The organism is Enterobacter sp. FW301-JW81 (genome assembly GCF_058788735.1).
This window is the reverse complement of the sequence record NZ_JBYTBA010000002.1, coordinates 559,074-578,642: the sequence shown is the minus strand read 5'-3', so window position 1 is coordinate 578,642 and position 19,569 is coordinate 559,074. Positions and strand designations below refer to the sequence as shown.

General features: G+C 59.9%; 15 protein-coding genes and 1 tRNA gene. 11 read left to right on the top strand and 5 right to left on the bottom strand.

Annotated elements, in window-relative coordinates; all coding sequences use genetic code 11:
• Window positions 1-14 precede the first annotated feature (14 nt).
• On the top strand, window positions 15-1,664 hold the full coding sequence (gene fumA / locus AC3WOK_RS09580; RefSeq protein WP_059310240.1) for a class I fumarate hydratase FumA: 1,650 nt from the start codon (window positions 15-17) through the stop codon (window positions 1,662-1,664).
• Here fumA and AC3WOK_RS09575 read toward each other — a convergent pair.
• Window positions 1,653-2,546, bottom strand: coding sequence for a LysR family transcriptional regulator (locus tag AC3WOK_RS09575; RefSeq protein WP_492354409.1), 894 nt, complete (start codon window positions 2,544-2,546; stop codon window positions 1,653-1,655). The genes fumA and AC3WOK_RS09575 overlap by 12 nt on opposite strands.
• Window positions 2,547-2,647: 101 nt before the next feature.
• Here AC3WOK_RS09575 and AC3WOK_RS09570 point away from each other — a divergent pair, with 101 nt between their 5' ends.
• The 3 genes from AC3WOK_RS09570 (at window position 2,648) to AC3WOK_RS09560 (ending at window position 6,325) form a co-directional block, all read left to right on the top strand.
• The gene (locus AC3WOK_RS09570; RefSeq protein WP_492354408.1) at window positions 2,648-3,946 is read left to right on the top strand and encodes a serine hydrolase domain-containing protein; all 1,299 of its coding nucleotides are present in this window, start codon (window positions 2,648-2,650) and stop codon (window positions 3,944-3,946) included.
• A 280-nt stretch (window positions 3,947-4,226) separates the two neighbouring features.
• Entirely contained in the window at window positions 4,227-5,540 is a 1,314-nt protein-coding gene (locus AC3WOK_RS09565; protein ID WP_429054591.1) for an MFS transporter, read from the top strand.
• Window positions 5,537-6,325: a substrate-binding domain-containing protein gene (locus tag AC3WOK_RS09560; RefSeq protein WP_492354407.1), complete on the top strand. Its 789-nt coding sequence runs from the start codon at window positions 5,537-5,539 to the stop codon at window positions 6,323-6,325. The genes AC3WOK_RS09565 and AC3WOK_RS09560 overlap by 4 nt, the downstream gene beginning before the upstream one ends.
• Here AC3WOK_RS09560 and psrA read toward each other — a convergent pair.
• From psrA to AC3WOK_RS09545, 3 genes are all read right to left on the bottom strand, one after another.
• On the bottom strand, window positions 6,300-7,199 hold the full coding sequence (gene psrA / locus AC3WOK_RS09555) for an L-proline-binding transcription factor PsrA (protein ID WP_492354406.1): 900 nt from the start codon (window positions 7,197-7,199) through the stop codon (window positions 6,300-6,302). The two genes, AC3WOK_RS09560 and psrA, sit on opposite strands and share 26 nt — an antisense overlap.
• Before the next feature lie 91 nt (window positions 7,200-7,290).
• On the bottom strand, window positions 7,291-8,820 hold the full coding sequence (locus AC3WOK_RS09550; RefSeq protein ID WP_492354405.1) for a cryptochrome/photolyase family protein: 1,530 nt from the start codon (window positions 8,818-8,820) through the stop codon (window positions 7,291-7,293).
• The gene (locus AC3WOK_RS09545) at window positions 8,817-8,963 is read right to left on the bottom strand and encodes a DUF2256 domain-containing protein (RefSeq protein ID WP_074164730.1); all 147 of its coding nucleotides are present in this window, start codon (window positions 8,961-8,963) and stop codon (window positions 8,817-8,819) included. The genes AC3WOK_RS09550 and AC3WOK_RS09545 overlap by 4 nt, the downstream gene beginning before the upstream one ends.
• A 220-nt stretch (window positions 8,964-9,183) precedes the next feature.
• On the opposite strand from AC3WOK_RS09545, the gene mtfA reads away from it, so the two are divergent.
• The gene (mtfA, locus tag AC3WOK_RS09540) at window positions 9,184-9,969 is read left to right on the top strand and encodes a DgsA anti-repressor MtfA (RefSeq protein WP_063957605.1); all 786 of its coding nucleotides are present in this window, start codon (window positions 9,184-9,186) and stop codon (window positions 9,967-9,969) included.
• On the opposite strand, the gene AC3WOK_RS09535 is transcribed toward mtfA, so the two are convergent.
• Window positions 9,966-11,177, bottom strand: coding sequence for an MFS transporter (locus tag AC3WOK_RS09535; protein ID WP_492354404.1), 1,212 nt, complete (start codon window positions 11,175-11,177; stop codon window positions 9,966-9,968). The two genes, mtfA and AC3WOK_RS09535, sit on opposite strands and share 4 nt — an antisense overlap.
• 138 nt (window positions 11,178-11,315) lie before the next feature.
• Here AC3WOK_RS09535 and AC3WOK_RS09530 point away from each other — a divergent pair, with 138 nt between their 5' ends.
• The 6 genes from AC3WOK_RS09530 to AC3WOK_RS09505 all read left to right on the top strand — a co-directional run bounded on the left by AC3WOK_RS09530 (window position 11,316) and on the right by AC3WOK_RS09505 (window position 19,526).
• Window positions 11,316-13,058, top strand: coding sequence for an IucA/IucC family protein (locus AC3WOK_RS09530; RefSeq protein WP_492354403.1), 1,743 nt, complete (start codon window positions 11,316-11,318; stop codon window positions 13,056-13,058).
• Window positions 13,058-14,005: a GNAT family N-acetyltransferase gene (locus AC3WOK_RS09525; protein WP_492354402.1), complete on the top strand. Its 948-nt coding sequence runs from the start codon at window positions 13,058-13,060 to the stop codon at window positions 14,003-14,005. Before AC3WOK_RS09530 ends, AC3WOK_RS09525 begins: the two co-directional genes overlap by 1 nt.
• Entirely contained in the window at window positions 14,002-15,744 is a 1,743-nt protein-coding gene (gene iucC / locus AC3WOK_RS09520) for an aerobactin synthase IucC (RefSeq protein ID WP_492354401.1), read from the top strand. The genes AC3WOK_RS09525 and iucC overlap by 4 nt, the downstream gene beginning before the upstream one ends.
• Window positions 15,741-17,066 carry a lysine N(6)-hydroxylase/L-ornithine N(5)-oxygenase family protein gene (locus AC3WOK_RS09515; RefSeq protein WP_492354400.1) on the top strand — a complete coding sequence of 442 codons (1,326 nt, stop codon included), beginning with the start codon at window positions 15,741-15,743 and terminating at the stop codon, window positions 17,064-17,066. Before iucC ends, AC3WOK_RS09515 begins: the two co-directional genes overlap by 4 nt.
• A gap of 26 nt (window positions 17,067-17,092) precedes the next feature.
• Entirely contained in the window at window positions 17,093-19,282 is a 2,190-nt protein-coding gene (locus AC3WOK_RS09510) for a TonB-dependent siderophore receptor (protein ID WP_063957608.1), read from the top strand.
• Window positions 19,283-19,450: 168 nt separating this feature from the next.
• Window positions 19,451-19,526 (top strand) — tRNA-Asn (locus AC3WOK_RS09505).
• The last annotated feature ends 43 nt before the right edge of the window (window positions 19,527-19,569 follow it).

Here is a 19,569-nt window from a genome sequence, read left to right as displayed (position 1 = left end):
TGGAGCAATACGCTATGTCAAACAAACCGTTTTACTACCAGAACCCCTTCCCTCTCGCGCATGACGACACCGAATACTATCTGCTGACCAAAGAGCACGTCTCCGTTGCCGAATTCGACGGTCAGGAAGTCCTGAAAGTCGAGCCAGAGGCGCTGACGCTGCTGGCGCAGCAGGCCTTCCACGATGCCGCGTTTATGCTGCGTCCTTCCCACCAGAAGCAGGTTGCCGCTATTCTCAACGACCCGGAAGCCAGCCAGAACGACAAATACGTTGCCCTGCAATTCCTGCGTAACTCTGAAATCGCCGCCAAGGGCGTGCTGCCAACCTGTCAGGATACCGGCACGGCGATCATCATGGGTAAAAAAGGCCAGCGCGTCTGGACCGGCGGCGGAGATGAAGCCGCGCTGAGTCAGGGTGTGTACAACACCTACATTGAAGACAACCTGCGCTACTCCCAGAATGCGGCGCTGGACATGTATAAAGAGGTGAATACCGGCACCAACCTGCCCGCGCAGATTGACCTCTACAGCGTGGACGGCGACGAATACAAATTCCTGTGCATGGCGAAGGGCGGCGGCTCCGCGAATAAAACCTATCTCTACCAGGAAACCAAAGCGCTGATCACCCCGGCGAAGCTGAAAAACTACCTGGTTGAGAAGATGCGCACCCTGGGTACCGCGGCGTGCCCGCCGTACCATATCGCGTTTGTGATTGGCGGCACCTCGGCGGAAAGCACGCTGAAAACCGTGAAGCTGGCTTCCACACGCTACTACGACGCGCTGCCAACCGAAGGTAACGAACACGGCCAGGCGTTCCGCGACGTTCAGCTCGAACAGGAACTGCTTCAGGAAGCGCAGAACCTCGGCCTCGGCGCGCAGTTCGGCGGTAAATACTTCGCCCACGACATCCGCGTTATCCGCCTGCCGCGCCACGGCGCCTCCTGCCCGATCGGCATGGGCGTCTCCTGCTCCGCGGACCGCAACATCAAGGCGAAAATCAACCGCGACGGGATCTGGATTGAGAAGCTGGAACACAACCCGGGCCAGTACATTCCTGAATCGCTGCGCCAGCAAGGCGAAGGCGACGTGGTCAGCATTAACCTGAACAAGCCGATGAATGAGATCCTGGCGCAGCTCTCCGCTCATCCGGTCTCTACCCGCCTGTCGCTGAACGGCACCATCATCGTGGCGCGCGACATCGCCCACGCGAAGCTGAAAGAGCTGCTCGACAACGGCGAAGAACTGCCGCAGTACGTTAAAGATCACCCGATCTACTACGCGGGACCGGCCAAAACGCCGGAAGGCTACGCGTCCGGCTCGCTCGGCCCGACCACTGCGGGACGTATGGACTCGTATGTCGATTTACTGCAGTCCCACGGTGCGAGCATGATCATGCTGGCGAAAGGCAACCGCAGCCAGCAGGTGACCGACGCCTGCCATAAACACGGCGGCTTCTACCTGGGCAGCATTGGTGGCCCGGCGGCGGTGCTGGCGCAAAACAGCATCAAGAGCCTGGAATGCGTCGCGTATCCGGAGCTGGGAATGGAAGCCATCTGGAAAATCGAAGTGGAAAACTTCCCGGCGTTTATCCTGGTAGATGACAAAGGCAACGATTTCTTCCAGCAGATCCAGAACCAGCAGTGCAAAGGCTGTTCACAGCGCTGAGCGCTTCCACACGTCCGGCAATAGCGCAAGCGCGACAGCAATGACGGCGCGCTTGTCGCTCCCCGGCTTCCAGATGATGACCATCGTCTGACTAATCCCCTGGCTGCCCACTTCGGTGCGCAGCCTTTTTACGTTTTGCCACCGCACTGCATCAAAATGGGTCGGCAAGAATCCCCAGCCGCATCCGCGCTCCAGCAGGCCGCGCAGCATCTCCGGCTCGTTAGTAAAAAGGGTGTGCCCTGAAATCTGCAGGCGCCGCGCAACCGGCTCGTCCGAGGCGGGGTGCATTACAACCTGTGGAACCAGGGAGAGGTCAAGCAGCGAAAGCGGAGATGACATATCCGTAAACAGCGTGCCGGAGGCGTAAAAATCCATATCGATTGCCCCCAGGGCCCGCCACTCCATGTCATTGCCCACGCTGCGGTTTCGCGCCTGACAGATGGCCAGATCCGCGCGGCCGCTCGCCAGCAGGCGTTCAGATTCATCGCGCGAGGCGCAGATGAGGCTCAGCCGGATTTTTCGCGCCGCCATTTCAGCGATGACACCGTGGAGAAAGGTTCTGGGGGTAAAAGGATCGTAGACCAGCGTCAGGTCCTGCGTGGCGCCGTGGGGCACCTCTCTGGCAAAGGCCTCAAAGGCTTTGACCTGCCGCATCAGCAGATGCGCCTGGCGCTGGAGCTGCTCTCCTTCAGCCGTGAGCCGCAGGGTGCGTCCCTCGCGAATAAACAGCGGGTAACCCAGCCCGTCCTCAAGAAAATCAATCAGATCGCGAAGCGTCGTGCGGTCTTTCTTCAGCGCCACCGCCGCTTTACTCAGGCTGCCGTTCTCAGCCACGGCGGTGAATGCCTCAAGCTGTGCAAAGGAATAGAGTAGACCCGCCACGTTTTCTCCGTTTTTGAGGGGGATTTTCCCCCATTATGCGTTTTTTATTATAGCGCCGGGCTTTTTAAACTGAAGCCGTTCTTAACCTATACGAGACGGATATGAAAAACAGAAAAGTAAACCATGCCCTGCTGGCGGGCCTTGTCTTCAGCAGCCTGCTCTCCCCTGCGGCAATGGCCGCCTGCGAAGACACCGGCCTCAGCGCCTGCCCTGTCCCCTTTGACGCCGCGCTGCCGGACACCCATAAGATGCTCACCTGGAGCCAGGCCGATCGCGTGGTGGGCTTTCGCAATGACTACCGCAACTACGCCGGGGATGTTTTCCGCCACGGTAACGCCGCGCCGCTGGAAATGTCGGACAAGCCACTCGCGGACGCCCACTATGAGGTCAACGGCAGGCGCTACGGCCTTCAGGAGTATCTTAAACGCCAGAACGTCAGCGGCATGCTGGTGCTGAAGGACGGCAAAATCGCCTGGAAGTATCTCGCCCAGGGCAATACCGACTCCACGCTCTGGACCTCGCGTTCGGTAGGCAAATCGGTGGTATCAGCCCTGGTGGGCGTAGCTCTCAAAGAGGGAAAAATTCACTCGCTCGACGACCTGGTCACGCGGTATGAACCCGATCTGAAAGGCACCGCGTGGGACGGCGTGACGCTTAAGCAGCTTATCACCCACACCTCCGGCGTGGCGTGGAACGAGGACTACACCAACCCGAACTCCGACTTCGCGCAGCTCACCGAGTGCGAGGCGAAGCCGGGTACCTACGACTGCGTGCGCAGGCTGGTGAAGGGGTTACGCAGGGCTCACCCGGCCGGCGAGAGCTGGTCTTACTCCTCCGGCGGCGCCTGGCTGCTGGGGGACGTGCTGGAGCGCGCCACCGGAATGACGCTGGCAGCGTATCTGGAGAAAAGCATCTGGCAGCCGTACGGCATGGCGAGCGACGGCGTATGGCATGCCTACAGCAAAGGCCAGCACGACGTCGGCGCGCACGGCTTTAACGCCACGCTGGAGGACTGGGGCCGCTTCGGGGAGTTTATCCGCAACAACGGCACGCTGCCGGACGGTAAAAAGATCCTTCCGGATGGCTGGATCCAGCAGTCGTCAGACTGGACGAAGGCGAAAGGCTCGGTATCAGACGCCCACCCGGACGGGCTGTACGGCTATCAGTGGTGGAACAACGCGGTGCCCGCCAACGCCACCGGCGTTGAGCCGGCAGCGCAGGATTCGCTGAAAGGCTCGCTCTGGGCGCTGGGCATTTTTGGTCAGATGATCGTAGTGAACCAGAAGGAAAACCTGGTCATCGTCCAGTGGTCTACCTGGCCGCAGGCGGAGCCGTCCTTTAGCGCCCAGCCGCTGGAGGCCTCCCTGATGTTCAGCGCCATTGCCGAGGCGCTGCGCTAAACTGCACCCGCCGGGTAACGAAGCGGTTACCCGGCTCTTTCGGAAGCGCCTCTCTGCGCGACTTCACAAAATCGCAATATCAGCGACTTACGGAACATTGGTGAATAAAAAGCCAATGATTTGTTAAGTTATTGTTGCTTATAGCGCTCGTTGTTACCGCATCGCCATTGATGCGCCCCGCGCATCAATCAATGTGTTAATTGCGCTTATCTATTTTCCCATCCTGATCCAGTTTTCAGAAACAGACGCGTAAAACGTCAACAATAAACTGGAGATAACCATGTTTTCCTCAACCTCACCTGCAACCGTACGGTCGAAAGCGGGCGCGATACTTCGCGTGACGTCCGGCAACTTTCTTGAGCAGTTCGATTTCTTTCTTTTCGGCTTCTATGCCACCTATATCGCCCACACGTTCTTCCCGGCGAGCAGTGAATTTGCGTCGCTGATGATGACCTTTGCCGTCTTCGGCGCGGGCTTTTTGATGCGCCCGATCGGGGCCATTGTGCTTGGCGCATACATCGACAAGGTGGGACGCAGAAAGGGGCTGATCGTCACGCTTTCCATCATGGCGGCGGGCACCTTCCTGATTGTGCTTATCCCGTCTTATCAAAGCATCGGGCTGTGGGCGCCGCTGCTGGTCCTGACGGGCCGCCTGCTGCAGGGCTTTTCCGCCGGGGCGGAGCTTGGGGGCGTATCGGTCTATCTGGCTGAAATCGCCACGCCGGGCCGCAAGGGCTTTTACACCAGCTGGCAGTCCGGCAGCCAGCAGGTCGCCATTATGGTGGCGGCGGCGATGGGCTTTGCCCTGAACGCCCTGATGGAAGAGAGCGCCATTCGCGAATGGGGCTGGCGCATCCCGTTCCTGTTCGGCTGTTTAATCGTGCCGTTTATCTTTTTCCTGCGCCGCAAGCTGGAGGAGACGGAAGAGTTCAGCGCGCGCCGCCATCATCTGGAAATGCGCCAGGTCTTTAAAACGCTGCTGGCTAACTGGCAGGTAGTGGTCGCGGGCATGCTGATGGTGGCGATGACCACAACGGCTTTTTATCTGATCACCGTTTACGCCCCCACCTTTGGCAAAAAGGTGCTGATGCTGAGCGCCTCAGACAGCCTGCTGGTGACGCTGCTGGTGGCTATCTCTAACTTTATCTGGCTGCCGGTGGGTGGCGCGCTGTCGGACCGCTTCGGACGCAAGCCGGTGCTGATTGCCATGACCCTGCTGGCGCTGGCGACCAGCTACCCGGCCCTGACGATGCTGGCTAACGCCCCCAGCTTCTCCATGATGCTGAGCGTCCTGCTGTGGCTCTCCTTCCTTTACGGCCTGTATAACGGCGCGATGATCCCGGCCCTGACGGAAATTATGCCTGCGGAAGTGCGCGTGGCAGGCTTCTCGCTGGCTTACAGCCTGGCAACGGCGGTATTCGGTGGCTTTACCCCGGTGGTGTCCACCGCGCTGATTGAATACACCGGTGATAAAGCCTCACCGGGCTACTGGATGAGCTTCGCCGCGGTGTGTGCGCTGCTGGCAACGCTCTACCTCTATCGCCGTCGCGCGGTATCGCTGCAAAACACCGTCAAGTCACAGGAGGCCGCATGAAACTTACGTCTCACTATACGGCCAGCGCGCTGGTGCTGGCCTTCCTGAGCGCCAACGCCTGTGCTCAGGACGTCAAGGTGATGATTTCAGGCGGTTTCAAAGCCGCCCTTGAAAAGCTGGCGCCGGAATATGAACGCCGGACCGGGGATAAGATTGTTATTATCCCCGGCCCCTCAATGGGCGCTACGCCGCAGGCGATCCCCAACAGGCTCGCGCGCGGTGAGAAAGCCGACGTGGTGATTATGGTGGGCGATGCGCTGGAGAAGCTTGAAAAAGCCAGCCTGACCGAGCCCGGCTCGCGAGCCGAGCTTGCGGACTCCCCCATCGGCATGGTGGTCAAAAAAGGCGACGGGGTCCCCGATATCAGTAACGATGCAAACCTGCGTAAAACGCTGCTGCAGGCCAGCTCCATCGCCTACTCTGACAGCGCCAGCGGCAGGTATGTCAGCCAGACGTTGTTCACAAAGCTGGGGATAGAGAAAGAGGTGACGGGTAAAGCGACAAAGGTCGAGCGTATTCCGGTCGCCTCGGAAGTGGCGAAAGGAAAGTACGCCGTGGGTTTCCAGCAGGTCAGCGAGCTGCTGCCGGTTGAGGGCGTCACCTTTGTCGGTAAAATCCCTGATAATCTGCAATACATTACGCGCTTCGCCGGGGCGGTGACCCGTCACGCGGAGCATCCCGCCGAGGGAAAAGCGCTGCTGACCTATCTCGCCTCGCCGCCCTCCCGGGCCGTCATCCAGGAGACGGGGATGATCCCCGTTACGTCCGGCGATACTGCTCGGTGATATGTTTTTCCAGCTCAGCCGCAATATAGGACTGGATACGCCCCCGGCGCCGGATAAGCCCCACGGCGCGCTTCACTTCCGGCGCCACCAGCGGCAGATGCGTCAGCACGGTGTGCTCTGACGTGGGCATCGACATGGCGGGAACGGCAGCAATGCCGATCCCCGCCTCTACCATGCCGAGCATCGTGGTGACGTGACGGGTTTCGCAAACGCTGGGGCGCTCGGGAACAATATCCCCCAGCATCCGGTCGAGCAGGTTACGGTTACCTGACGTTTTATCGAGAGAGATGTAATCCTGCTGATAAAACGCCTGCCACGTCAGGTGGCTCTTCTGCGCCAGCGGGTGATCCTTTCGGCACGCCGCGACGTAGACATCCTCCACCAGCGGGAAAAACTCGATTTCTGACGGCAAGTTTCCTGCAAAGCAGATGCCAAAATCCGCCTGGCTTCGGGCCACGGCGTCAATCACATTCCCCGCGCTGCTGTCGATGAGCTTGATGCGAACGCGTGGATAGCGGGACTGAAAACGACGGATCACGTCTGGCATAAAATAGCAGGCCGCGGAGGGTACCGTGGCGACCGTGATCAGCCCCGTCCGCTCTTCGCTGACCTTATCGACATCCGCCAGCATTGACTCAACGTTGTCGAGCAGCTGCGCGGAGCGTTCCGCAAAGTTTTGCCCGTATAACGTTAAGACCACGCGCCGGGTGGTGCGGTCAAAGAGCTTAGTTCCCAGCGCGGCCTCCAGCTTCTCAATCCTGCGGCTCAGCGCCGACTGGGACAGGCAGATAGATTCAGCGGCGACGCGGAAGTTACCGTATTCCACTAACGCTCGGAAAGCATAAAGATCGTTGAGGTCAAAATTCACGGGCATAGCGTCTGGATGTCCTGTCAGGGAATACGCAACAAAGTCAAAAATAATAGCGTCTTATTGACCTTCCGCAACCGACGCGGTGATGAAATACTCAAAGGTCGTTGAGATGCAGGCGAATGTATCCGGCGCGGTCGGCAATGGCCTTTCGCTCCTCTTCGTTAATATCCGCAAGCTGTTTAAAGACAATGCCCAGGCGAGGATTGTTACCGAGACGCGCCCGGTTGCGCGCAAAGAAATCCCAGTAAAGGGCATTGAAGGGGCACGCTAGCTCCCCGGTACGCTGGCTATGTTGATACCGGCACCCCTGACAGTAATTACTCATTTTATGGATATAAGACGCGCTTGAGACATAGGGTTTACTGGCCAGTAGCCCGCCATCGCCAAACTGGCTCATGCCGAGGGTATTGGGCAGTTCCACCCACTCAAAGGCATCAATATAGACCCCCAGATACCATTCATGTACGGCCTGCGGCGACATCCCGCTGAGCAGGCAAAAGTTCCCGACGATCATCAGGCGCTGGATATGGTGGGCGTAAGCCTCAGTAAGTGACTGCCCAATAGCATGCGCCAGGCAGCGCATTTGCGTCTTGCCCGTCCAGAACCAGTCCGGCAGCGGGGCGTGCTGGTCTAATGCATTCAGTTCCCGATAGCCCGGCATCTGCGACCAGTAGATCCCGCGCACGTACTCCCGCCAGCCGAGAATCTGTCGGATAAATCCTTCGACGGCAGGCAGCGGCGCGTGGCCAGAGCGCCACGCCTGCTGGGCGGCGGCGACCACTTCCCGCGGATTCAGCATTTTAGTGTTCAGCGCAAATGAAATTAACGAGTGGAAAAGAAAAGGTTCATCCACGTGCATCGCATCCTGCCATGCGCCGAACTGCGGAAGCACGTGAGTGACAAATTCATCCAGCCTGTCTTTGGCTTCCGAACGGTTGAGCGGCCAGCGAAAATGCTCGGCCTGCGGTTCGCCGAAGGTGTTTACGCCGCAGCGTTGGAGCTCCGCCCATAAGTCTGAACGATCGTGGCAGGCACGCGAGTCACCCGGTGCGGACGGTTCGCCGGACCAGCGCTTGCGGTTTTCAGCATCGAAATTCCATTTCCCCCCTTCTGGCTCGCCTTCAGAGGTCAACAGTACATCGTGCCGACGTCGCATTTCCCGATAAAAAAACTCCATTCGCCAGCTTTTGCGCGTCGCAAAGAACGCACCTACCTGCTCACGGGTAGTGAAAAAATGCTCGCTGCTGACGCATGCCGTTTCGACGGTCACCGTTTTCGCCCACGCCTTCAGCTGCGTATCCAGACGCCATTCGTCGGGTTCCTGCCACATCACCCTGTCGGCATGGTAATGCGCAACAAGCGCGTTGAGATTGTCTTCCAGCGCGCCGCGGTTTGAGCTGTCTGAAAGTCGGACATACCTCACCCGATGCCCCTTCTCCTTTAGCCCAGAGGCAAACGCGCGCATGGCCGCGAAAATGGCGATAACTTTTTGGGCGTGATGAAGCACATACGCGGTTTCTGCCCGAAGCTCCAGCATCACGTAAATGACATTCGGATTGCAGGTATCGAACCAGCTGTGGTGCGGATTAAGCTGATCGCCCAGAATGAGGCGCAGTTCGGTCAACGGTGGCTCCTGCGACAGCGCTCAGAACAGTATTTGACCTCATCCCAACATTTCGCCCATTTCTTACGCCACGTCATGGGCCGCTGGCAGTGCACGCACGTCCGGCTGGGCAGGTTCTGCTTATTACCTTTAAAGTCGCTCATCGGGATAGCCTTTGTTCATACCGTACTGATTTCGTCACGAGCCTGTGGTGTAAGCCTACGACAGACTTCACAAAATGAAGGTGATGCCTGCAAACCGCTACCCACCGCTACGTACGAAATGATAGTTTATTCAGGCTGGAATTGTAGCAATGACCGATTTTCTGGCATCTTAACTCAACCTGACCTTTCCATTTTGTTCAAATGACGAGTTTGCAAAGCGATGATTAAGTGGCCCTGGAAAACGAATGAGGCTGGCCGGGATATGGCGCTGCCGTGGGATGACGCGCTGGCGATCCCTGTTCTGGCTAATCTTAAGCCGGATGAACAATCGAAACTGGTTCAGATGGCGGATCGTTTTTTGCAGCAAAAACGCCTGGTCCCGCTGCAGGGCTTCGAGCTCGATCCCCTGAAAAACGCGCGTATCGCCCTGCTTTTCTGCCTGCCGGTGCTTGAGCTCGGCATCGAGTGGCTGGACGGTTTTCACGAAGTGCTGATCTACCCGGCACCGTTCGTGGTGGATGACGAGTGGGAAGATGATATAGGCCTGGTGCATAACCAGCGCGTGGTGCAGTCCGGACAAAGCTGGCAGCAGGGGCCGATAATCCTGAACTGGTTAGACATTCAGGACTCGTTCGACGCGTCCGGTTTTAATCTGGTTGTTCATGAAGTGGCGCATAAGCTGGATACCCGCAACGGCGATCGCGCCAGCGGCGTACCGCTGATCCCGCTTCGCGAGGTGGCGGGCTGGGAGCACGATCTGCACGCGGCGATGGATAACATCCAGGACGAAATCGACCTGGTGGGTGAAAGCGCAGCCAGCATTGATGCCTATGCAGCAACCGACCCCGCAGAGTGCTTCGCGGTACTCTCGGAGTATTTCTTCAGCGCGCCGGAACTATTTGCCCCACGCTTCCCGGCGCTCTGGCAGCGTTTCTGCCAGTTTTATCAGCAGGATCCCCTGCAGCGCCTGCGGCAGAATGAGGCGTCTGGCGGCGCGATCCATTAAGGTTTTTCAGCAGGGGTACGCTCGGTAGACCATACCCCTATGCTCAACGCTAAAAACAGCAGCGCCATACCCCACGCGCCCAGCGTTAAAGAGTGCTCCCCATAAAAGCGCGTCACCACCGGCACCAGCAGCGCGCTGACGCCGTAGCCCAGCGTATGGCTGGTGGCGATAACCCCGGCCCCTTTCCCGGTGGTTAGCCGATCGTTCAGCAGCAGCTGGTAGCCCGGCGTGGCCATCGCCGCACCGAGCGACGTGATAACAATCCCCACGTAGAACAGCGCTAAGCCGGCGACAGCCATCAGCCCAAGGCCCACGACCATCAACGCCGCCGCCATACAGAGCAACGTCACCGGGCTGAAATGCTGCGGGCGGACGACCAGGAACTGCGCCGCGAGCGTGGCCAGCGCGGCCAGGCTCAGCAGGAGCGCAACGTGATGGCTAATATCCCGGGCGTTACCGTCCAGCAGGGGGCTAAGATGCGGTGACAGGCCAAGCTGCATCAGGCTGACCAGCGCCGCCAGCAGCAGCGCCAGCAGCAGGAACGGCAGCATGGAGGCCTGCAGGCGGGTCGCCTGGTGCGCCACCGCCGGCAGCGGCGGGTCAGCGACTTCGCGCAGCACCAGCAGCAGAGCGATAAACGGCGCGACCGCCATCAGCCAGAGCGGCGCTACCGGATTGACGCTCAGCATCAGCGCCGCCAGCGGCGGGCCGAGCAAACGCCCGCAACTGAGGCCGGAGCTTATCGTCGCCAGCGCGGCCATTCTTTTCTCCAGCCCACCGCGCTGAATAGCCCACGTCTGGGCCGCAGGCACCAGGCCCGAGACCGTCAGCCCGTAGATCAGACGTGAGAGAACAAGCCCCGCCAGTCCCCAGACGCTATCGAGCCTTGCGGCCGACATCGCCCAGACCACCAGCGCCATCACCACAAAACTGGCCAGATAGCCGCCCAGCGAGGCCAGCATCACGGCCTTACACCCCCGCCGCTCGCTCTGGCGTCCCCACCAGGGCGAGGCCGGTAAAAAGAGCATGGATCCGAACATCAGCAGCCCGGCCCAGACCGAGAGTGACAGCCCGGTCAGGGTGACCAACTGCGGGAGCATCACCAGCAGGCCGTTTTGCCCAATACCTAATAAACCGGCACATAGCGCCAGGGGCCAGTTGGCTTTTGAGGTGACGTTTTCGGTCAATGTTTCAGAGTCAGCGCGCATAAGAATGTGAACATAGTGTCAATAAATGTGTGGAAATCATGAAGTTTATGAAAACAAATATTGCAAAAATGGTTGCGACTGTAAACAGAATGAATATCATAACGAGAATTATTATCAATCATGGAATGAGGTACATCTATGCGTGCTCTGCCCCGCGCTGTCGGTACAGACGTTGCTGCCCAGTGTTTTCTAAACGCCCTGCTGCGCGAAACGAAGGACTGGCGCTATCTCCCCTCTGCCACTGAGGATGCGCTATCGCAGATTCATATCCCGCTTTCTCAAACCCAGGCTATTCGGGTTCCGGTACGCTATTTCTCTCCCACCCAGCATCATCAGTACCGTTTCCCGGCAACCCTTATTCAGAGCGACAGCGATGACGGTGACGCCGTCACATTCCCCCAACTGGTTGATTTACTTCTTGAAAAAGCGTCCGTAAAAGGCGCTCTCGATGCCGCTACGCTGTCGCGTTTTAAGCAGCGCGTCCTCGAAAGCCATGCGCACACCTGGCAGGCGATTGATTTACGCCACGGCTGGGCAACCCTGCGCGATAAGCCGCTAACGTTTGCAGACGCGGAACAGGCGCTGCTGGTCGGCCATGCGTTTCACCCGGCACCGAAGTCGCACGAGCCGTTTGATGAAGCCGAAGCGCGCCGCTATCTGCCCGACTTCGCCTCCCGCTTCCCGCTGCGCTGGTTTGCCGTAGAAAGCACGCTGATTGCCGGCGACAGCCTGAACGTCTCCCTGCGTGAACGCCTGCTGCGCTTCGCCGCCCAGAGCGCGCCAGAGCTGCTCGGCCACTTCACCGACACCCGCTGGCTGCTGCCGATGCACCCGTGGCAGGCCGACTATCTGCTGCAGCAGGAGTGGTGCCAGCGTCTGGTGGAAAAAGAGGCCCTGCTGGATCTGGGTGAAGCGGGCGCGCAGTGGCTGCCCACCAGCTCCTCACGCTCGCTGTACAGCGAAACCAACAGCGACATGATTAAGTTCTCCCTCAGCGTGCGCCTGACGAACTCCGTGCGCACGCTGTCGGTGAAAGAGGTTAAGCGCGGGATGCGCCTGGCGCGTCTGGCGAAAACGGTGCGCTGGCAAGAGCTCCAGGCGCGCTACCCCACCATGCGCGTCATGCAGGAAGACGGCTGGGCCGGGCTGCGTGACGAAAGCGGCGCCGTTCAGGAAGAGAGCCTGATGGCCCTGCGCGTCAACCTGCTGTTTGACACGCCGGCTACGCAGACCAACGTGCTGGTCAGCCTGACGCAGGCCGCGCCGGACGGCGGTGACAGCCTGCTGGCCGCGGCGGTGCGCCGTCTGAGCCAGCGTCTGGATTTACCGCTCGCCCAGGCCGCGCGCTGCTGGCTGGACGCCTATTGCGACCGCGTGTTACTCCCGCTGTTCAGCGCCGAGGCGGACTACGGTCTGGTCCTGCTGGCGCACCAGCAAAATATCCTCGTTGAGATGCAGCAGGACTTCCCCGTCGGGCTTATCTACCGCGACTGCCAGGGCAGCGCGTGGACCGAAGGGGCCGATGCGTGGCTGCAGGAGGCGGGCGAAAGCGAGGTGGAAAACCGCTTTGGTGAGAGCCAGCTGCTGCGCTACTTCCCCTACTACCTGCTGCTGAACTCCACGCTTGCCGTCACCGCCGCCCTCGCCGCCGCGGGTTTCGACAGCGAAGAGAGCCTGATGTCCCGGGTGCGCGACGCGCTGGTGGGCCTGCGCCAGACCGCGAAGCAGACCCGCTGCCTCGACTACGTGCTGGACAGCCCAACCTGGAACTGCAAAGGCAACTTCTTCTGCTACCTGCACGACCGCAATGAAAACACCATCGCCGATCCGGCGGTGATCTATTTCGACTTTAGCAACCCGTTTTACAAGGAGAAGGCGTGATGGCCATCGCGAATATCGTCCATTCCGGCTACGGCTTTCGCTGCACCGCCACGGACCGCGCGCTGCCGCTGGCGCTGGGTCTCGACGGCAGCACGGTGCTTGAGCGCCTGCACAACATCCCGGACGGCTGGCTGGTCGAAGCCCTGGATCAGCTGTTCGTCGCCGCGCCTGCGCTAACCGGCATCACGCTGCCGTGGGCGGCGTGGCAGGATGAACCTCAGGCGCAGGCGCTGTTTAGCCAGGCCCACGGAGATTATCTGGCGCGCGACGCCTTCTGGCAGCTGCCGCTCTGGCTGAAGGGTGAACGGCCGCAGGCCAGCGGCGGGATGCAGTTTGACGAGAGCCGCCAGCTGTACTTCCCGCTGCGCCCTCACCGCCCGCAGGGCGAGGTGTATCGCCGTTACGATCCGCAAATTAAGCGCACCCTCAGCTTCCGCGTGGCGGACGTGGCGCTGGACGGCGAGCGATTCACCCGCTGGATGAATAACCCGCGCGTGAACGCCTTCTGGGAGATGGCCGGTCCGCAGGACGAGCAAGAAAACTACCTGCGCCGCCAGCTCGACTCAACGTATTGCTACCCGGTTATCGGCTGCTTCGACGACCAGCCGTTCGGCTATTTTGAGCTCTACTGGGCGCCGGAAGACCGCATTGGCCGCCACTATCGCTGGCAGCCGTTTGACCGCGGGCTGCACATGCTGGTGGGTGAAGAAAACTGGCGCGGCGCGCAGTACATCCGCAGCTGGCTGCGCGGCCTGAGCCACTATCTGTATCTCGACGAGCCGCGCACCGCGCGCATTGTCGCCGAGCCGCGCTTCGACAACCAGCGCCTGTTCCGTCACCTTTCCTCTGCCGGTTTTGACACGGTGAAAGAGTTCGACTTCCCGCACAAGCGCTCGCGCCTCATCATGAGCCAGCGTCACCGCTTCTTCAGCGAGGTGGGCCTGTGAACGCACTCTGGCAAAAAGTGAACCGTGAGATGGTGGCGAAGATCCTCGCCGAGCTGGAATACGAACGCACCCTGCGCGCCGAACCGCTTTCGTCGGACCGCTGGCAGATCGCCATGGGCAGCGAAACATGGCAGTTTGGCGCCACGCGCGGGATCTGGGGCTGGCTGCATATCGACCCGAACAGCCTGACGACCCTCAGCGGCGCGGCAGTGGAAGCCGAAAGCGCGCTGCTGCAGCTGGCAACGGTGCTGGAGATGAGCGACGCGCAAACGGCGGAGCATATGGAAGATCTCTACGCCACGCTGCGGGGGGATATTCAGCTTTTACAGGCGCGCGAAGCGCTGGATGCCGACGCGCTTATCCACCTCGACCCGGACGAACTGCAGTGCCTGATGAGCGGCCATCCGAAGTTTATTTTTAACAAAGGTCGCCGCGGCTGGGGCCTGGATGCCCTGCGCCAGTACGCGCCGGAATACCGCGGGCGTTTTCGCCTGCACTGGGTCGCCGTCCAGCGGGAACATCTGGTCTGGAGCAGCGACGCCGATTGCGACATTCACAACCTGCTGGCCAGCGCGATGGACAACGCCGAGCGCGCGCGGTTTGACGCCCGCTGGCAGGCGCTGGGCCTCGACGACGGCTGGCTGCCCGTGCCGCTGCACCCGTGGCAGTGGCAGCAGAAGATCGCCATTCATTTCCTGGCGCAGCTGGCGCGCGGTGAGATGGTTGAGCTGGGCGAGTTTGGCGATGAGTATCTGGCGCAGCAGTCCCTGCGCACGCTCACCAACGCCAGCCGCCGCGCGCCGTATGACATCAAGCTGCCGCTGACCATCTACAACACCTCCTGCTATCGCGGGATTCCGGGCAAATACATTGCCGCCGGCCCGCTGGCCTCGCGCTGGCTACAGCAGCAGTTTGCCAGCGATGCGACGCTTGCCCGCTGCGGTGCGCAGGTCCTGGGCGAGCCCGCTGCCGGGTATCTGTCGCATCCGGGCTATGCCGCATTGCCGAAAGCGCCCTACCGCTACCAGGAGATGCTGGGGGTGATCTGGCGCGAAAACCCGTCCTGTTATTTAGAGGACGGTGAACAGGCGGTGCTGATGGCGGCGCTGATGGAAACCGATAACGCCGGGCGTCCGCTGATCGACGCGTGGATCGCACGCTCGGGGTTAAGCGCCGAGGCGTGGCTGGAAAAGCTCTTTGAAACCACGGTGATCCCGTTCTATCACCTGCTCTGCCGCTACGGCGTGGCGCTGATCGCCCACGGGCAGAACGTGACGCTGGTGATGAAAGATTACGTCCCGCAGCGCATCCTGCTGAAGGATTTCCAGGGCGATATGCGCCTGGTGGATGAGGACTTCCCGCAGGCGCAGAGCCTGCCGGAGCAGGTGAAGGCCGTCACGGCGCGCCTGAGCGCGGATTATATTATTCACGACCTGCAAACCGGTAACTTTGTGACGGTGCTGCGCTTTATCTCGCGTCTTACCCTGCAAAGCGGCGTCAGCGAAACGCGCTTCTACCAGATCCTGGCGCAGGTTTTGCGGGGTTATATGGCCGCGCACCCGGATCTGGCGGACCGCTTCGTTAAATTCGATCTCTTCAAGCCGCAGATTATTCGCGTGATCCTCAACCCGGTCAAACTGACCTTCTCCGAACACGACGGCGGCAGCCGCATGCTGCCGAACTATGTCACCGATCTCGATAACCCTCTTTTTCTGGCCTCACGGGAGTCAGCGCAATGAAAACCTATGATTTCATCGGCATTGGTATTGGCCCGTTTAACCTCAGCATCGCCGCCCTCGCAGAAGGGCTGGACGGCTTTAGCTCGCTGTTCCTTGAGCGCAAACCGCACTTTTCCTGGCACCCTGGGATGATGGTGCCGGACTGCCACATGCAGACCAGCTTCCTGAAGGATCTGGTCAGCGCCGTGGAGCCTACCAACCGCCACAGCTTCCTGAACTACCTGGTGCAGCGTAAGAAATTTTACCGTTTCCTGACCACCGAGCAGCGCACCGTCTCCCGCGAAGAGTTCGCCGATTACCTGTGCTGGGCGGCGGAAAACCTCACCAACCTCGCCTTCAGCCAGCAGGTGCAGCAGGTCAGCTTTGATGAGAAAAGCGGCCTGTTTGAGGTGGTAACCCAGCGCGATCGCTTCCTGGCGCGCCATGTCTGCGTGGGGATTGGCAAACAGATCAATCTGCCCGACTGCGTCACCGTGCAGGACGATACCTGCTTCCACGCCAGCGAGATGATGCTGCGCACGCCGGAGCTCGCTGGCAAGCGCGTTACCGTCGTCGGCGGCGGCCAGAGCGGTGCGGACCTGTTTTTAAACATCTTCCGCGGCGAATGGGGCCAGCCGCTGAGCCTGAACTGGGTATCGCGCCGCAATAATTACAACGCGCTGGATGAGGCCGCGTTCGCCAACGAGTACTTTACGCCGGAGTACGTGGACAGCTTCTCCACGCTCGGTGAAGAGGCCCGTCGCCAGATGCTGCACGAGCAGAAGATGACCTCTGACGGTATCACCACCGAGTCCCTGCTGGCGATTTACCGCGCCATGTACCACCGCTTTGAAGTGCTGCGTGAAAAACCCTGGGCGCATCTCCTGCCGTCCCGCTCGGTATCGGCGCTGACGCGTCAGGAAAACGGACATCGTCTGAGCATTCAGCATCACCTCGACGGCGGCCGCGAGCAGCTGGAGAGCGACGTGGTGATTTTTGCCACCGGCTACCGCGCCGTGCAGCCGGCGTTCCTCGCGCCGCTGTCTCACCGCCTGAAGCTGGATACGGACGAAGCCTTCTGCATCAACAACGATTTCACCCTCGAATGGGACGGCCCGCAGAGCAACCGCCTGTTTGCCGTGAATGCCGGGATGCACCGTCTCGGTATTGCCGAACCCCAGCTCAGCCTGATGGCCTGGCGCGCGGCGCGAATTTTGAATCGCGCGCACGCGGACGAGCCGTTTGAGCTGGCTACCACACCCGGCGTTATCCACTGGCGGACCACCGCCAGCCCGAACGGCAATCCGGTTTTTAAATCATTAGCAAAAACCACCGAGTACTGACACACACAATCAGGATCAACATAACAATGAAACGTTCTCATCTTTGGGTTTTAAATCCTTGCTTGCTTGCAATGCTTTCTACCTCTGCGTGGGCGGAAGAACAAAAGGAAGAAAATATCGTTGTCTCCGCCAGCCGCGCGCACCGCAGCGTGGCGGAGATGGCGCAGACGACCTGGGTCATTGAGCGGGCTGAAATTGAGCAGCAGGTTCAGGGCGGAAAAGAGATTAAAGAGGTGCTGGCGCAGCTGATCCCGGGGATGGACGTCAGCAGCCAGGGGCGTACCAACTACGGCATGAACCTGCGCGGCCGTTCCATGATGGTGATGGTGGACGGCGTGCGCCTGAACTCGTCGCGCAGCGACAGCCGTCAGCTGGACTCTATCGACCCGTTCAATATCGATCGCATTGAAGTAATCTCCGGTGCCACCTCGCTCTACGGCGGCGGCAGCACCGGCGGCCTGGTGAATATCGTCACCAAAAAAGGGCAGCCGGAGACCGAGGTTGAGTTCCAGACCGGGGCAAAAAGCGGCTTTAACAGCCACAACGACCACGATGAGAACGTGTCGGCGGCAGTCAGCGGCGGCAATGATAACGCGTCCGGTCGTCTGTCGGTGTCGTATCAGCGCTACGGCGGCTGGTACGACGGCAACGGCGACGAGGTGATTATTGATAACACCCAGACCGGCCTGCAGTATTCCGACCGTATCGATGTGATGGGGACAGGCACCATCAACATTGACGATCACCAGCAGCTGCAGTTAACCACGCAGTACTACAAGAGCGAATCCGACGGCAAGCACGGGCTCTATCTCGGGAAGAACTTCTCCGCGGTAACGGGGGATGCGAACGCGTACAACAAAGGCAACCTGGACTCTGACCGCGTCCCGGGGACCGAGCGCCATCTGATTAACCTGCAGTACTCGAATACCGACTTCTGGGGCCAGGACCTGGTTGCGCAGATTTACTACCGCGACGAGAGCCTGACCTATTATCCGTTCCCGACCCTGACCAAAGGTGTGGTGAGCAGCATCGGTGCCTCTCAGCAGAAAACCGATTTCTACGGCGGCAAGCTGACGCTGAACAGCAAGCCGGTGGACGATTTGACGCTGACCTGGGGCGTGGATGCCGACCACGAAACCTTTGATGCTAACCAGCAGTTCTTCGACCTGAGCAAAGCCGCGGCAAGCGGCGGCATGGAGCTGGACAACGCCTACAACGTGGGCCGTTACCCGGGCTACAGCATCACCAACCTCGCCCCGTTCCTGCAGGCAAGTTACGACATTGACGCCATCACCCTGAGCGGCGGCGTGCGTTACCAGTACACCGAAAACAAGGTGGACGACTTTGTTGGCTACGCCCAGCAGCAGGCTATCGCCACCGGGAAAGCCACCTCCGCAGACGCGGTGCCGGGCGGGAAAACCGATTACAACAACTTCCTGTTTAACGCCGGGATCCTTGGCCGCCTGACCGAACAGCAGCAGCTGTGGTTTAACTTCTCCCAGGGCTTCGAAATTCCGGACCTGGCGAAGTACTACGGCTCGGGTACCTATCAGCTCGTCGACGGCCACTATCGCCTGCTGAACAGCGTGAACGTGAACGATTCGAAGCTGGACGGCATCAAGGTCAACGCTTACGAGCTGGGCTGGCGCTATACCGGCGACAACCTGCGCACGCAGGTTGCGGCGTACTACTCGCTCTCGGATAAAACCATCACCATCAACAAGACGGATATGACCATCAACCTGGAAGACGACAAGCGTCGTATCTACGGGGTGGAAGGTCAGGTGGACTATTTCTTCACTAACAGCGACTGGAGCACGGGCGCGAACTTTAACGCCATTAAGTCTGAAACCCGCGAAAACGGCAAATGGGAGAAGCTGACGGTAGACAGCGCCAGCCCGTCGAAAGCCAGCGCATGGGTCAACTGGGCGCCGGGCGACTGGACCCTGCGCGTGCAGAGCACGCAGACCTTTGACGTGTCAGACGCCGACGGCAAGAAGATCGATGGCTATAACACGGTCGACTTCCTGGGCAGCTACGCCCTGCCGGTGGGTAAAGTCAGCTTCAGCGTGGAAAACCTGCTGGACAAAGACTACACCACCGCCTGGGGCCAGCGCGCGCCGGGGCTGTATAGCCCAACCTACGGCGCACCGGGCCTGTATACCTATAAGGGCCGTGGACGCACGTTTGGCCTGAACTACTCCGTACTGTTCTAACCCTTCGCGCCGCCTGCCTGCGGGCGGCGCTTTTCCTTGTGTAATTTCAAGGCAAATTTGCTATAAAATCAGCGATTTGCTGAAATAGTCAGCAAACGAGCGAAAAGCGTGTTTTCCCCCTTTGACAAGGCGAACCGAGGTCGATAATATGCGCCTCGTTCACACGATTCCTCTGTAGTTCAGTCGGTAGAACGGCGGACTGTTAATCCGTATGTCACTGGTTCGAGTCCAGTCAGAGGAGCCAAATTTGAAAAGCCTGCTTTTGAAGCAGGCTTTTTGCTTTTCTG

Coding starts and splice junctions, on each gene's coding strand:
- fumA (WP_059310240.1), top strand. CDS start 15: ATGTCAAACAAACCGTTTTACTACCAGAACCCCTTCCCTCTCGCGCAT.
- AC3WOK_RS09570 (WP_492354408.1), top strand. CDS start 2,648: ATGAAAAACAGAAAAGTAAACCATGCCCTGCTGGCGGGCCTTGTCTTC.
- AC3WOK_RS09565 (WP_429054591.1), top strand. CDS start 4,227: ATGTTTTCCTCAACCTCACCTGCAACCGTACGGTCGAAAGCGGGCGCG.
- AC3WOK_RS09560 (WP_492354407.1), top strand. CDS start 5,537: ATGAAACTTACGTCTCACTATACGGCCAGCGCGCTGGTGCTGGCCTTC.
- psrA (WP_492354406.1), bottom strand. CDS start 7,199: ATGCCCGTGAATTTTGACCTCAACGATCTTTATGCTTTCCGAGCGTTA.
- AC3WOK_RS09545 (WP_074164730.1), bottom strand. CDS start 8,963: ATGAGCGACTTTAAAGGTAATAAGCAGAACCTGCCCAGCCGGACGTGC.
- mtfA (WP_063957605.1), top strand. CDS start 9,184: ATGATTAAGTGGCCCTGGAAAACGAATGAGGCTGGCCGGGATATGGCG.
- AC3WOK_RS09535 (WP_492354404.1), bottom strand. CDS start 11,177: ATGCGCGCTGACTCTGAAACATTGACCGAAAACGTCACCTCAAAAGCC.
- AC3WOK_RS09530 (WP_492354403.1), top strand. CDS start 11,316: ATGCGTGCTCTGCCCCGCGCTGTCGGTACAGACGTTGCTGCCCAGTGT.
- AC3WOK_RS09525 (WP_492354402.1), top strand. CDS start 13,058: ATGGCCATCGCGAATATCGTCCATTCCGGCTACGGCTTTCGCTGCACC.
- AC3WOK_RS09515 (WP_492354400.1), top strand. CDS start 15,741: ATGAAAACCTATGATTTCATCGGCATTGGTATTGGCCCGTTTAACCTC.
- AC3WOK_RS09510 (WP_063957608.1), top strand. CDS start 17,093: ATGAAACGTTCTCATCTTTGGGTTTTAAATCCTTGCTTGCTTGCAATG.